The organism is Pedobacter sp. 05L430, from assembly GCF_056397585.1.
In genome coordinates this window covers 17,282-31,773 of the sequence record NZ_JBFTNT010000005.1, presented here as the reverse complement: position 1 = coordinate 31,773, position 14,492 = coordinate 17,282, and the positions used below count along the sequence as shown (strand labels likewise).

Annotated in this window: 10 protein-coding genes; 8 read left to right on the top strand and 2 right to left on the bottom strand. The window is 39.5% G+C overall.

Annotated features, from left to right (window positions below):
• Positions 1–32 precede the first annotated feature (32 nt).
• The 5 genes from AC1DG9_RS02755 (at position 33) to AC1DG9_RS02735 (ending at position 6,962) form a co-directional block, all read left to right on the top strand.
• A complete protein-coding gene (locus AC1DG9_RS02755) occupies positions 33–2,396 on the top strand; it encodes a 3-hydroxyacyl-CoA dehydrogenase/enoyl-CoA hydratase family protein (RefSeq protein WP_337718261.1) in 2,364 nt (787 codons plus the stop codon).
• Between the two features lie 24 nt (positions 2,397–2,420).
• Positions 2,421–3,599: an acetyl-CoA C-acyltransferase gene (locus tag AC1DG9_RS02750; RefSeq protein ID WP_172660458.1), complete on the top strand. Its 1,179-nt coding sequence runs from the start codon at positions 2,421–2,423 to the stop codon at positions 3,597–3,599.
• 13 nt (positions 3,600–3,612) lie between these two features.
• Positions 3,613–5,403, top strand: a complete 1,791-nt coding sequence (locus AC1DG9_RS02745) for an acyl-CoA dehydrogenase family protein (RefSeq protein WP_288883722.1) — start codon at positions 3,613–3,615, stop codon at positions 5,401–5,403.
• A gap of 133 nt (positions 5,404–5,536) precedes the next feature.
• Positions 5,537–6,034 carry an FKBP-type peptidyl-prolyl cis-trans isomerase gene (locus tag AC1DG9_RS02740; protein ID WP_172660460.1) on the top strand — a complete coding sequence of 166 codons (498 nt, stop codon included), beginning with the start codon at positions 5,537–5,539 and terminating at the stop codon, positions 6,032–6,034.
• Between the two features lies 1 nt (position 6,035).
• Positions 6,036–6,962 carry an FKBP-type peptidyl-prolyl cis-trans isomerase gene (locus tag AC1DG9_RS02735; protein WP_172660461.1) on the top strand — a complete coding sequence of 309 codons (927 nt, stop codon included), beginning with the start codon at positions 6,036–6,038 and terminating at the stop codon, positions 6,960–6,962.
• A gap of 8 nt (positions 6,963–6,970) precedes the next feature.
• Here the strand turns inward: AC1DG9_RS02735 and AC1DG9_RS02730 are convergent, their stop codons facing one another.
• Together AC1DG9_RS02730 and AC1DG9_RS02725 are read right to left on the bottom strand one after the other, a co-directional pair.
• Complete coding sequence (locus AC1DG9_RS02730) at positions 6,971–8,275, bottom strand: cryptochrome/photolyase family protein (RefSeq protein WP_337718250.1); 1,305 nt, start codon at positions 8,273–8,275, stop codon at positions 6,971–6,973.
• Positions 8,275–9,180, bottom strand: a complete 906-nt coding sequence (locus tag AC1DG9_RS02725) for a TIGR01777 family oxidoreductase (RefSeq protein ID WP_172660463.1) — start codon at positions 9,178–9,180, stop codon at positions 8,275–8,277. The genes AC1DG9_RS02730 and AC1DG9_RS02725 overlap by 1 nt, the downstream gene beginning before the upstream one ends.
• Before the next feature lie 156 nt (positions 9,181–9,336).
• Between AC1DG9_RS02725 and AC1DG9_RS02720 the strand changes: the two genes are divergently transcribed.
• From AC1DG9_RS02720 to AC1DG9_RS02710, 3 genes are all read left to right on the top strand, one after another.
• Complete coding sequence (locus AC1DG9_RS02720) at positions 9,337–10,629, top strand: DASH family cryptochrome (protein ID WP_172660464.1); 1,293 nt, start codon at positions 9,337–9,339, stop codon at positions 10,627–10,629.
• Positions 10,630–10,733: 104 nt separating this feature from the next.
• Positions 10,734–11,612, top strand: coding sequence for a MerR family transcriptional regulator (locus tag AC1DG9_RS02715; RefSeq protein ID WP_288883719.1), 879 nt, complete (start codon positions 10,734–10,736; stop codon positions 11,610–11,612).
• Positions 11,613–11,678: 66 nt separating this feature from the next.
• Positions 11,679–14,474, top strand: a complete 2,796-nt coding sequence (locus tag AC1DG9_RS02710; protein ID WP_477634281.1) for a 2-oxoglutarate dehydrogenase E1 component — start codon at positions 11,679–11,681, stop codon at positions 14,472–14,474.
• The last annotated feature ends 18 nt before the right edge of the window (positions 14,475–14,492 follow it).

Below are 14,492 nucleotides of genomic sequence, written 5' to 3'. Positions count from 1 at the left end.
CAATCATTAAAAGCAAAAATATACTGATGGAAATGATAAACAAAAAGATAAATAAGGTAGCGGTATTGGGATCCGGAATTATGGGATCGCGTATTGCCTGTCACTTTGCAAATATAGGTGTTGAGGTCTTGTTGTTAGATATTGTGCCAAAGGAGGGGCCAAGAAATGGTATAGTTGATACAGCCTTACAAACCGCTGTAAAAACCAATCCCTCGCCAGTTTATTCCAAAAAAGTACTTAACAAAATTACTACTGGTAATTTTGATGATGATATGTCTAAAATTGCAGGTTGTGATTGGATAATAGAGGTTGTTGTAGAAAATCTGGATATTAAGAAAAAAGTATTTGAGCAGGTAGAACAGCACCGTAAACCGGGTACTTTGGTTACTTCCAATACTTCTGGAATTCCTATTCATATGATGGCCGAGGGCAGAAGTGACGATTTTAAAGCGAATTTCTGCGGCACGCATTTCTTTAATCCTCCTCGTTATTTAAGGTTACTTGAAATTATACCTACTCCACATACCAAACCTGAACTGGTAGATTTTCTGATGCATTATGGCGATAAGTTTTTAGGTAAAACGACCGTTTTATGTAAAGATACGCCTGCATTTATAGCAAACAGGGTTGGCGTGTATTCTATTATGGCCTTGCTACATCTGGTTGAAAAGATGGAGCTGACGGTAGAAGAGGTAGATAAATATACTGGTCCGGCTTTGGGCCGACCAAAATCGGCAACTTTCCGTACTACCGATGTAGTAGGGCTAGATACCATGATTAAAGTTGCCAAAGGACTTTATGATAATTGTCCGGATGATAAAGCACACGATCTTTTTAAGCTTCCGGCTTATGTAGAAAAGATGGAAGCCAATAAATGGCTTGGTGATAAAACCAACCAGGGTTTTTATAAAAAAACAAAGACTGCAGATGGCAAAACAGAGATTCTTGCCCTTGATTTAAAAACACTGGAATACAGACCGCAGGTAAAAGTTAAATCGGCTACACTGGATTTGACCAAACCGATTGAGAACGTAAGAGACAGGATGAAAGTGTTTGCTGCAGGTAAAGACAAAGCAGGCGAGCTTTTCAGAGCTTCGTTTTTTGGTTTGTTCGAATATGTTTCTGACAGGATTCCGGAGATATCTGATGAACTATACAGAATTGATGATGCCATGCGTGCCGGTTTTGGATGGGATTTAGGTCCGTTTGAGGTTTGGGACGCTGTAGGCATAGCAGAATCTATTGAGGACATGAAAAAATATGGACACGAGGCTGCGGCCTGGGTTCATGAGATGCTTGCTGCCGGTAATACATCGTTTTACAAGGTAGAGGATGGGGTTMGAAAATATTACGATATCCCTACCAAAAGCTATAAAGCAGTTCCGGGTACAGAGGCGTTCATTATTCTTGATAATTTAAGGGGCAGCAAGGTGATCTGGAAAAACTCCGGTGCATCGATTATTGATTTGGGCGATGGAATTATCAACGTAGAGTTTCATTCTAAAATGAATACCATTGGTGGCGATACTTTACAGGCCATTAATAAAGCAATTGATATGGCAGAGAAGGATTACAGAGGGGTGGTGATTGGAAATGATGGTGCAAATTTCTCGGCCGGTGCCAACGTAGGGATGATCTTTATGATGGCGGTTGAGCAGGAGTGGGACGAGTTGAATATGGCGATAAGGACGTTCCAGAATACTTCTATGCGCATCAGGTATTCTTCTATCCCGGTAGTTGTCGCGCCACATAACCTTACACTTGGTGGTGGTTGCGAGTTCAGCTTACATGCCGATCATGTGCAGCTTAATGCCGAAACCTATATGGGTTTGGTTGAGTTTGGTGTAGGAGTTATACCCGGTGGGGGCGGTACCAAAGAATTTGCTTTAAGGGCATCTGATGAATATAATGATGATCAGATTGTTCAGAATGTGCTTAAGGATAGGTTTTTAACTATCGGTATGGCTAAGGTTTCTACCTCGGCTGTTGAGGCTTTTGAGCTGGGTTACTTGCAAAAAGGTAAATATTCTATTTCTATGAACAGGAGCAGGCTAATTGCTGATGCTAAGGCTAAGGCAATTGAACTTGCCGATGCGGGTTACACACAGCCAGTTAGACGAAAAGATATTAAGGTATTGGGTAAACAGGGTTTAGGTATTGTTTACGCAGGTGCTAATACCATGTATTCGGGCCATTACATCTCCGAGCATGATAAAAAGATCTCTGAAAAATTAGGTTGGGTGATGTGTGGAGGTGATCTTTCATCGCCAACAGAAGTAACCGAACAGTATTTACTGGATTTGGAAAGGGAAGTGTTTTTATCGCTTTGCGGTGAAAGGAAAACGCTTGAACGTATCCAAAGTATTGTAACTAAAGGCAAGCCATTAAGAAATTAATTTTTTGATTAAAAAAGATAAGACATGCAAGAAGCATATATTATAGCAGGATATCGTACCGCAGTAGGCAAAGCCCCTCGTGGTGTATTTCGTTTTACGAGGGCAGATGATCTGGCAGCTGAAGTAATCAGACATTTGGTGGCATCCATACCCAATCTGGATAATGAGCAAATTGATGATGTGATTGTAGGTAATGCTACGCCTGAAGCAGAACAGGGACTAAATATTGGTCGTATGATATCGCTGATGGGTTTAGATACGGATAAAGTACCGGGTGTTACCATTAACAGATATTGTGCTTCAGGCCTGGAAACTATTGCCACGGCGGTTGCTAAAATTAAAAGCGGTATGGCCGATTGCATTATTGCCGGTGGGGTTGAAGTGATGTCGGGTATGCCTTTTGGTGGTTGGAAAGTTGTTCCGAATGCCGAGGTTGCCAGGGTTAATCCGGATTGGTATTGGGGGATGGGCTTAACAGCTGAGGCGGTTGCGCGTGAGTATAATGTGAGCAGGGAAGATCAGGATGAATTTTCTTATCAGTCGCATCAGAAGGCTGTTGAAGCGATTAAAAATGGTCATCTGAAAGATGGGCTTTTACCAATTACGGTAAATGAAAACTATCTGGATGCTGATATGAAAAAGAAAACCAGAAGTTATGTGGTGGATACTGATGAAGGGCCAAGGGCCGATACTTCGATAGAGAAGCTGGCTAAATTAAAACCTGTATTTGCAGCTGATGGTTGTATTACTGCCGGTAATTCTTCGCAAACATCAGATGGTGCTGCGTTTGTTTTGGTGGTTTCTGAAAAGAAAATGAAAGAGCTGGGTGTTGAGCCTATTGCACGTTTGGTTAGCTATGGTATAGCTGGTGTTCCGCCGCGTATCATGGGAATTGGGCCTATCTATGCCATCCCTAAAGCTTTGAAACAAGCGGGTATGACGCTTGATCAGGTTGAATTGATTGAATTGAATGAGGCCTTTGCTTCTCAGTCGCTTGCGGTTGTTAGAGAATTGGGTATCAATAAAGATATTTTAAACGTTAACGGAGGTGCTATTGCACTTGGTCACCCACTAGGGTGTACTGGTGCCAAGCTATCTGTGCAGTTGTTTAATGAATTAAAAAGAAGAAAACAAAAATACGGTATGGTAACTATGTGTGTGGGTAGCGGACAAGGTGCGGCCGGTATTTTTGAAATGCTTTAATCTTATAGGTATTATGGAAACTACAGACAAAAAGACTATTAAGGGCGGAGAGTTTTTGATAACAGAAACCGCTTATCAGGATGTATTTATTCCTGAAGAATTTGATGAAGAGCAAAAAATGATTGCGCAGACTTGTCGTGATTTCCTTGCTGCAGAGGTATATCCAAATCTTGATCGTATTGATACGCAGGAGGAAGGATTAATGCCTTCGCTAATGGATAAAGCAGGAGAGCTGGGGATTCTGGGTGTATCTATACCTGAAGAATACGGCGGTTTTGGGAAGAATTTTAATACTTCGATGCTGGTAGCTGATGTTATTGGTGCCGGTCACTCTTTTGCTGTTGCGCTTTCTGCACATACCGGAATTGGTACTCTGCCTATTCTGTATTATGGAAATGCTGCTCAAAAAGATAAATATATTCCTAAGCTGGCAACTGGCGAATGGAAAGCAGCTTACTGCTTAACTGAACCAAATTCTGGTTCTGACGCCAACTCTGGTAAAACAAAAGCCAAACTAAGTGCTGACGGTAAACATTATTTGATCAATGGTCAGAAAATGTGGATCACTAATGGTGGTTTCGCTAATGTGTTTATTGTGTTTGCCAAGATTGATGACGATAAAAACCTAACCGCATTTATTGTTGAGCGTGAGTTTGGTGGCATTACCATGAACCCTGAAGAGCATAAAATGGGTATTAAAGGTTCTTCGACCAGACAGGTGTTTTTTAACGACTGCCCTGTACCTGTTGAAAACATGTTATCTGAGCGCGAAAACGGGTTTAAAATTGCTGTAAATATCTTAAACATTGGAAGGATTAAACTGGCAGCTGCGGCTATTGGTGCCTCTAAATCTGTAATAGATACGGCTATTAATTATTCGAATGAGCGTATTCAGTTTGAAAGACCTATCTCTAAATATGGAGCTATTCGTCATAAACTGGCCGAGATGGCTTCTAAAGTTTATGCTGTGGAGTCGGCTAATTACCGTGCAGGTCAGAATATCGATGATGCATATGATACCCTGGTTGCGGGTGGCATGGATGCCGGTAAGGCGAAATTAAAATCTACAGAACAGTTTGCAGTTGAGTGCGCCATTTTGAAGGTATGGGGATCTGAAGCGTTGGATTATGTTGTTGATGAAGGTGTGCAGATTTATGGCGGTATGGGATTCTCGGCCGAGGCACCTATGGACAGGGCTTATCGGGATGCGCGGATTAACAGGATATTTGAGGGCACTAACGAGATAAACAGATTGCTTACTGTTGATATGATGCTGAAACGTGCAATGAAGGGCGAACTGGATTTGATGACTCCGGCAACTGCTGTTGCAGGTGAATTAATGTCCATCCCTGATTTTGGTGAAGAGGATGATACTTTGTTTGCTGCAGAAAAGAAAATCATTAAAAACCTTAAAAAGGCTACTTTAATGGTTGCTGGTGCTGCGGTTCAGAAGTTGATGATGAGCTTGTCTAAAGAGCAAGAGATTCTGATGAATATTGCTGATATGGCCAGCTATGTGTATGTAGCTGAATCGGCAATGTTGAGAACGGAGAAACTGGTAAGTATCAGAGGTGAAAAGCAATGTGAGGGGCAGTTGAATTTAATGCGCATCTACTTTGTGGAAGCGGTTGATGCGGTTCAAAAGGCTGGTAAAGAAGCGCTATGGGCGTTTGCCGAAGGCGATGAACTGAGGATGATGATGGTTGGCTTGCGCAGATTTACTAAAGCAGAGCCGTTTAATGTTAAAAATGTTCGCCAAAGTGTGGCACAGCAGCTAATAGCTGCAAATAGGTACTGTTACTAACTTATTTTATACTAGGAGTAACATTTCATAAATAAACTGGGCGCCCCTAAAATATTAGGGGCGTTTTTTATGTCAATTGTTAAAATTGGTTAAAAATTGTTCTATCGCCAATAAAAGACTATTTTTGTGCATTATGTTAAGAAATAGGCTTTTATTAGGGATAGCTATCATTGTTGGTGTTTTAGCCGCGTGTACAAAACCTGAAGTCTATGATGAAAAAGCTCAGTTTGAGATTGATGAAACGATAATTAAGGACTGGGCAGTGGCAAATAAGGTTACTTTAACAAAAGATACGAGCGGGCTTTATTACAGAATTGATTCTGCTGGTACAGGAGCCGACGATCGTGCCCCGACTGATACTTTAACTGTAGAGTATGAAGGCCGCTTAATGACCGATTCAGTTTTTAGTCGGGCTACCGCTGATAATCCGTTTAAGTTTATTCGGGAAAGTGTAATGCCGGGCTGGAGAATAGGTTTGTCTTTAATTAAGCCAGGTGGACGGATAGAGTTACTGGTGCCTTCAAAACTGGCATATAAGAATTACCCTACTCCCGGAGTACCGGCAAATTCTGTATTATATTTTATTATTGATTATAAAAAAGTTGCTAAAAAAGTAGATAAACAAAAATAGTATGTTAAAAAAAATTACCTCATATACCTTTCTTCTAGTGGGTTTGATTCTTCTAAATTCTTGTAAAAAGGAATATGAGTCCATTCAAAGTATAGATGATACTAAAATAAAAGATTACATCTCGAGCAATAATATCACCGATGCAATAGAAGATCCTGATAAAACAGGATTTTATTATCAGATTAAGACACAAGGAACCGGAGAGCTTTTTAAGACTACCGATTCTGTTTTGTATTCTGTATCTGTAAAATCGTTATTGAACGGTACTAATTATCACACTACACCCGCTATCTCTAACTTAGGAACATATGTAGGGTATGCCAGTTCTTTTTCTTATTCTGGCGGTACTAGTGTTGGATCTGTGGGCATCCAGCTTCCAAGTTTAAGAAAAGTATTGCAGACCCTTAAGCCGGGTGGTGTTGCTAGAATTTTATTGCCTTCATACCTGGCCTTTGGTAAAAACGGAACAACTGTTTTAAATATTCCATCAAATGAAAATATTGAATTCACTGTTACTACTTACCCTGAAAAGTCTCAAAGGTTATTGGATGATAGAAGAATCAGAGAGTTCATACAATCAAAAGGTTTAACCGCTACAAAAGACCCATCTACCGGAGTTTACTATTCAGTTATACAGGCCGGTACAGGTACCGAAGTTATTGATCTTAATACTACTTTGAAAGCCAAGTATACAGGTCGCACATTTGATGGAACCTCATTTGATTCTAATACTGATGGAACATTTTCAACCACACTACTGCAAGTTATTTCTGGTTGGGAAGTGTTGACGAAATTTACAAAGGGCGCAAAAGTTAGGATTTTCATTCCATCTTCAGAGGCTTATGGAACTGCCGGTAGCTCAACTGGAACTATCCCTCCTAATGCCTGTTTAGATTTTGATATTGAAATTGTTGATGTTACCAACTAATTTGGTGTCTATTCATTTAGTGCATCCTTAAAAACTTTTAACACTCTTTCTCTTGCAAAAGCATGTTCAACAATAGGTTGTACATGCTTTTGTTGTTTATATTCAGGTAGCCAATGGTTGATATAAGCCTGATCYGGATCAAATTTTTTGGCCTGAAGTTCCGGATTAAATACCCGGAAGTATGGTGCGGCATCGTTTCCACATCCGCACGACCATTGCCATCCTCCAATATTGCTGGCCATTTCGTAATCCAATAATTTCTCTGCAAAATAGGCTTCGCCCCAGCGCCAGTCTATTAATAGATGCTTAGTTAAAAAAGAGGCTACTACCATGCGTACCCGGTTGTGCATATAGCCGGTTTGATTGAGTTGTCTCATTCCTGCATCTACCAGTGGGTAACCGGTTTTACCCTCACACCAGGCTTCGAAATCTGATTCATTGTTTAGCCATTGGATATTGTCGTAAGCAGGTTTAAAGGACTGATGCACGATTCTGGGGAAGTGCCAGAGGATCATCATGTAAAAATCTCTCCAGGCAAGTTCGGATAGCCACTTGTTTGCTTTTTGTTTTAATGCTTGTTGTGCAGCCTCGCGGATACTTATTGTGCCGAAGCGAAGATGCATGCCGATATGTGTAGTGGCATCAACAGCTGGGAAATCTCTCTTGTCTTCATAATCGGTAAGTTTGCTGCCGAAACGTTTTGAGGGGAACTTTTGGCTCGACTCTTTGAATCCGATTTCTGCTAAAGTAGGTAATGGAAGAGAGGCTATTTTAAGAAGATTGTTGAAGTAGTTGTTTATGGGATATGACTTAATGTAAAATTCATTAAGCTTTGCCCGCCATTGGTTGAAATAGGGAGTGAAAACGGTGTAAGGCTTTCCGTCGGCCTTTAAAATCTCGTTCTTTTCAAAGATGACCTGGTCTTTGAATGTTTTAAACTCAATTTGTTCAGATGCAAGATATTCTGCCAGTGCATCATCTCTTTCAATTGCATTGGGTTCGTAATCATGGTTGGTATAAACAGCTTTTACATTGTAGTTTTTTAAAATTTGAATCCATACCTCTTCAGGCGTGCCATATTCAACTGCTATGGTAGATCCCTGTGTTGCAAGTTCGGAATGAATTTCCTGTAAGGTGTGATGTATAAAGGTTACTCTTGGATCTTCCCGGTTTGAAAGTTTTTTGAGAATCTTTGTGTCAAAAATAAAAAGAGGCAGGACGGGGTATGGCCCTCTTAACGCCTCGTAAAGTGCTGCATTGTCGTCTAACCTTAAATCTCTTCTGAACCAGCAAACGCTTATTTCTTCTTTCACTACTTGTAAATATCGGTTAATGCATCTTCCAGGTGGGTATATTTAAATATAAAACCTGCATCCAGAAGTTTTTGTGCAGATGTATTTGTGCTTATGAGCGGGAGGATACTCATTTTTCCGAGAATCATTTCCAGTACTTTTTCCGGTACATGTATTGGCCATACMGGACGTTTTATTGTTTTTGCTATCGCTTTTGTTAAAGTTTCGTTGGTAACCGGAAAAGGCGCACAAGCGTTGTAAGCACCCTGGTATGATGGATTCTCTGCTGCCGTAAGAAACATATTTACAATATCATCAATGTGTACCCATGGGGTCCATTGCTTCCCGCTACCTAAGGGGGCGCCAACAAAATAGCGGATGGGCCTTTCTAATGCTGCCAGACCGCCTTCTGATTTACCAAGAACAAAACCAATTCTGAATTTAACTATTCGCAGATCTGGTGAGGCGCCTTCATCAACTGCCTCTTCCCATAATTTACAACACCTGGAAAGAAAGCCTGTGCTGCTTCCAGATTCTTCAGTTAATATTTCATCTCCACGGTTTCCGTAATAACCGATGGCCGAGGCTGAAATAAAGGTTTTTACAGGGGCCTGTGTTTCTTTAATGGTTTTATAAAGCAATTGGGCAGACATTACCCTGCTATCTATAATTTGTTGTTTACGTTCTTTTGTCCATTTCTTTTCTGCAATGTTTTCGCCTGCCAAATGAATAATGGTATCTATGCCTTGCAGGCAGTTTGGATCTATGGTCTGTTTGTAAACATCCCATAAATAAACAGTTGCGTTTTTTATGCTGGTGGCTTTCCTTGTTAGCACAGAAACTCTATGCCCGGATTCATGTAGCGCATTTATTAGTTTTTTGCCTAGCATACCGGTAGCTCCTGTAATCAAGATTTGGTTCTTCATACTTCAATAACCTATTGTTTTAACTTTAAGTTTTGCGAAAAGCGCTTTTTATGCCTTTGATTTGTTTCGCTAGTGTAAATATTGGGGTTGTGATTCTTATTCGGATAAAAAATCGTATATTTTTGTAAATAGTACACAAAACTCAGTTGCAAGTTAATGAAGTCTAAGAAAATATTGGTGTGGTTCAGGAATGACCTTCGCTTACATGATAATGAAATGTTAGTTGAAGCAATTGCTAAATCGGACTGTATTTTACCTATTTATTTTTTTGATCCCCGACATTTTGAGAGTACTTCGTTCGAAACAGAAAAAACAGGAGCACGCAGAGCGCAGTTTTTGTTAGAAAGTGTTTCATCATTAAGAACAGCATTTCAAAAATTAGGTGGGGACATATTGCTGATACAGGGTAAACCTGAAGAGCATATACCGGCTATTGTTGAGCAGTTAGAAATTTCTGAGGTTTATCATCACCGAGAAGTTGGTCCGGAAGAAACTATAATATCTACTTATGTAGAGGATGCCTTGTGGAAACAAAGGATTAATCTTAAACATTTTATTGGGCATACACTTTATAATAAGGAAGATTTGCCTTTTCCAATTAAAGATATTCCAGATGTATTTACTCAGTTTAAAAAGAAAACAGAGCGTGATGCGATTGTGAAATCCTGTCATGAATCTCCTTTAGAGATTGATTTTGTTGAAAATGAAAATTGGGGTGCGCTGCCGTCGTTATTGGAGTTAGGATTTGCTGAGGCTGGGTTTGTGAACTTTGATGATGAGGCTAAAGGGGGGGAATTAGATGGACTGGAACATCTAACAAAGTTACTTGAACCCGGATCAGATATTTATATCAAATATAGCTCAAAAGTTGCGGCGGATAAACAGGGGTTTTCTTCTAGGATTTCGGGATGGCTCTCGTTCGGTTGTCTTTCGCCAAGAAAGGTTTATTGGATGGTTAAAGAGGCCGAGGCGAGCTTTGGTGCCAATCCTAATTTTAATCAGATCTTATTGGGCTTGCTTTGGCGCGATTACTTTAGATTTATGTTTAAAAAACATGGGATTAAGTTTTTCCAGGAGCCAGATTTTGAAGAACTGATTTTATCGCCTGTTGAGGTTGATGAGACTTTGGTGAAAAAATGGAAAGATGGGGAGACGGGGCATTTGCTTGTTGATAAATACATGAAAGAGCTAAATGACTCTGGATTTATTCCTCATGCAGGCCGCTTAGTTGTTGCTACTTTTCTGATTCATGTTTTAAAAATTCATTGGACAATTGGGGCTGCATATTTTGAAGAAAAGCTAGTGGATTATGCTCCTGCGAGTAACTGGGGTAATTGGGCAAATGTTGCAGGCGCTGGTCTTGACCTTAAATCAAAGAACACATTTGACCTTGATAAACAAATGAAAATTCTGGATGTAGTATCTCCTGATGCTGCCTCTCTTGTCTGATATTCTTGTTTAATAAATGCTGCTTTTGGACAGTTAATAAAAAAAATGTTAAACAAAAATTGTTTTTTAAACAAACTTGTTTAACATTTGTTGTTCAATATAGTGTGAAAAAATTCTCAATTAGTGATATAGAAGGCCTTATAGGCATAAAGGCGCACACCATCAGGGCGTGGGAAATCCGGTACAATCTTGTACCGCCTAAGCGGACATTAACCAACATCAGGTATTACGACGAGGAGGATTTGAAGTCCCTTTTAAATATTGTTGCGCTTAATGAGAATGGCTACAAGATTAGCAAAATAGCTAAAATGAGTAAGAAGCAGATTTCTAATCTGGTTACTCAGCTTAAGGCAGATTGGAACAATGATTCGGTTCAGATGCTTAGTCTTTCTAACGCGACTATCGATTACGATGAAGAAGTTTTTTCTAATACTTTAGCAGGCTGCATTGATGAAATGGGATTGATTAAAACCATGGATCTTGTGCTGTTCCCTTTTATGAAGAAGGTTGGGATGCTTTGGCAAACGGGCGCAATCGATCCTTCTCATGAGCATTTTGCTTCTAACCTGATAAGGGATCGTATAATTGTTGAGATTGATAAAGTTGAAAAACCACATAGAGAAGAGCCGAAACGATTTCTGCTTTTTTTGCCTGAGGCAGAGATGCATGAAGCAGGTTTGTTATTTGCCCGATATTTATTGAAAAGCTGTGGGCAGGAAACTCTTTATCTTGGTTCGGAGATACCATATTCTGATCTGAAAAAAATTGTTGCAGCGTATAAACCAGATTATTCGTTTATTGTGCTAACCTCCTTAAATTTAGGCAAGGATATTAATAAAGTTGTAGGAAAGGTGATGGATAATTTGAACGTGCCGTTGTTAGTGGCAGGGAGTTTGATATCAGAATTTGATATTCTTGTGAAGGATCAACTGACACCATTGAAAAATGTTTGTGATATGGTTGAATTTCTTGAAGATTTATAAGGGAATTTACCTGTTTATTAAGGTAAAAAAACCTAATTTTGCAACACTTATAGCAATTCACACATAATGGATAATTTATCTTATCTCAACGGCGCAAATGCCGAATACATAGAATCCGTATATCAGTCTTATAAACAAGATCCTAATTCTGTTGAGTTTGGTTGGCAAAAGTTTTTTGAAGGCTTTGATTTTGGAAGAGGGTCTTCCGGAACATCGGTTAGTTCAGAGACTCCTGAGCATTTTTTAAAGGAAATTAATGTTCTTAATTTAATCAATGGCTATCGTCAGCGTGGCCACTTATTTACCCAAACCAATCCGGTAAGAGAAAGACGTCATCATTTGCCTACTTTGGACATGGAAAACTTTGGATTAACAAAGGCAGACCTGGACACTGTATTTAACTCTGGAATTGAGATTGGTATTGGAGCAGCTAAGCTTAGTGATATAATTGCTTTTTTAAAACAAACTTATTGTCGCTCTATTGGTGCAGAATATAAGTATGTACGTACGCCTGAAATCCTTTCATGGATTGAAGAGAAAATGGAAAGCGCACGTAATACTCCAAACTTCTCTATTGATGAGAAAAGAAGGATATTAAAGAAATTGAATGAAGCGGTTAGCTTTGAGAATTTCCTTGGAACTAAGTTTCTTGGTCAGAAGCGTTTTTCTCTTGAAGGTGCTGAAGCTTTAATTCCTGCCCTGGATTCGGTAATTGAAAAAGGAGCGGAACTTGGAATTGAAGAGTTTGTAATTGGTATGGCACACAGAGGACGTTTAAACGTTCTTGCCAATATCATGCAGAAAACCTATAAGGACATCTTTGCTGAATTTGAAGGCAAGGGTTATAGTGCGGAATCTCCTTTTGGAGGTGACGTGAAATACCATCTGGGTTACTCAACTGATGTTACTACGAATAATGGTAACAGTGTGCATTTGAGTTTATGCCCTAACCCTTCTCACCTGGAAACAGTGAATGGGGTAGTAGAGGGTATGACCAGATCTAAAATTGATTTTAAATATGGTGGCGACAATGCACGCATTGCTCCAATTTTGATACATGGTGATGCTTCTGTTGCAGGACAGGGTATTGTTTATGAAGTAATTCAGATGGCTGGTCTGGATGGTTATAAAACCGGTGGAACAATTCACTTGATTATAAACAACCAGATTGGTTTTACTACCAATTATAAAGATGGCCGTACCAGTACTTATTGTACTGATATTGCTAAAGTAACATTGTCGCCAGTATTCCATGTGAATGGTGACGATCCTGAGGCTTTAGTTTATGCTATTAATTTGGCAATGGAATATCGTCAGAAATATAAAAATGATGTGTTCATTGATATTTTATGTTACCGCAGATTTGGCCATAACGAGGCCGATGAGCCTAAGTTTACTCAACCGCTTCTATACAAAAGCATAGAGAAGCATGCTAATCCACGCGATATTTATATTCAGCAGCTGATTGGTGAGGGTAAGCTTGAAGCAAGTTTAGCCAAGGAAATGGAAAAAGAGTTCCGTGGTATATTACAGGAACGTTTGAATGAAGCTAAAGAAATAACTTCTACTTATCATGAGGTGAAATTTGGCGGTGCATGGTCAGACATGCGTTTAGCTACACCTAAAGATTTTGAAACTTCTCCAAATACTTCTGTTAAAAAATCAACGCTGCTTGAGGTAGCTAAAAGAATAAGTACGCTTCCATCAAATAAAAAGTTCTTTAAGAAAATAGAGAAGCTTTTTGAAGAACGTAGTAAAATGGCAAATACTACTCATGTGTTCGATTGGGCAATGGGTGAGCAATTGGCATATGGTACTATCCTTGCTGAGGGAAAAAGAGTACGTTTAAGCGGACAGGATGTAGAGCGTGGAACATTCTCTCACAGACATGCGGTTATAACTCTTGAAGATTCTGAGGAAGAATATATCCCATTGGCAAACATTTCTGACCAACAAGCTCCATTTGATATTTACAATTCGCATTTATCTGAGTACGGTGTACTAGGTTTTGAATATGGTTATGCAATKRCTAATCCTAATGCGCTTACCATTTGGGAAGCTCAGTTTGGTGATTTCTTTAACGGAGCGCAGATAGTGGTAGATCAGTATATTGCAAGTGCTGAAACGAAATGGCAACGTGAGAACGGTTTGGTAATGTTATTGCCTCATGGTTATGAAGGACAAGGTCCGGAACACTCATCAGCAAGGATTGAGCGTTTTATGGAACTTTGTGCTGATTACAACATGCAGATAACCAACTGTACTACTCCGGCTAACTTTTTCCACGCATTACGCAGACAGTTTAAACGTGATTTCAGAAAACCTTTGGTAGTGTTTACGCCTAAGAGTTTATTGCGTCACCCTCAGTGTGTTTCGAAACTTACTGAGTTTACTGATGGTAAATTCCAGGAGGTTATTAATGATGAAAATGTTAAAGCAGCTGATGTTAGAAGAGTATTGTTCTGTTCTGGTAAGATCTATTATGAGTTGTTAGAAAAACAACAGAAAGATCAGATCAAGGATGTTGCTATTGTTCGTGTTGAGCAGCTTTATCCAACTCCATTGGAGCAAATGGAAACTGTATATGGGAAATACAAAAATGCTAAAGAAGCAGTTTGGGTACAGGAGGAACCTGAGAATATGGGCGCATGGCCATATTTGTTGCGTAAATTAAGAAGAACTATCTTTAGTGATATTGAACTGATTTCAAGAAAAGAAAGCAGTAGTACTGCCACAGGATTTGCAAGACAACACGCAGATCAGCAGGCTTATATTTTAGCTAAAGCTTTTGAAGCTCCTGTTACTGAAACAGAGAAAAAGATTGCTAAAAAATCAGTGAATAAAGTTTATAATGTAGATTAGAAAAAATAATACATCAGT

What these genes read in the sequence shown, in the direction of transcription:
- AC1DG9_RS02750 (WP_172660458.1), top strand. Translation starts at nt 2,421, where the DNA reads ATGCAAGAAGCATATATTATAGCAGGATATCGTACCGCAGTAGGCAAA.
- AC1DG9_RS02745 (WP_288883722.1), top strand. Translation starts at nt 3,613, where the DNA reads ATGGAAACTACAGACAAAAAGACTATTAAGGGCGGAGAGTTTTTGATA.
- AC1DG9_RS02740 (WP_172660460.1), top strand. Translation starts at nt 5,537, where the DNA reads ATGTTAAGAAATAGGCTTTTATTAGGGATAGCTATCATTGTTGGTGTT.
- AC1DG9_RS02735 (WP_172660461.1), top strand. Translation starts at nt 6,036, where the DNA reads ATGTTAAAAAAAATTACCTCATATACCTTTCTTCTAGTGGGTTTGATT.
- AC1DG9_RS02720 (WP_172660464.1), top strand. Translation starts at nt 9,337, where the DNA reads ATGAAGTCTAAGAAAATATTGGTGTGGTTCAGGAATGACCTTCGCTTA.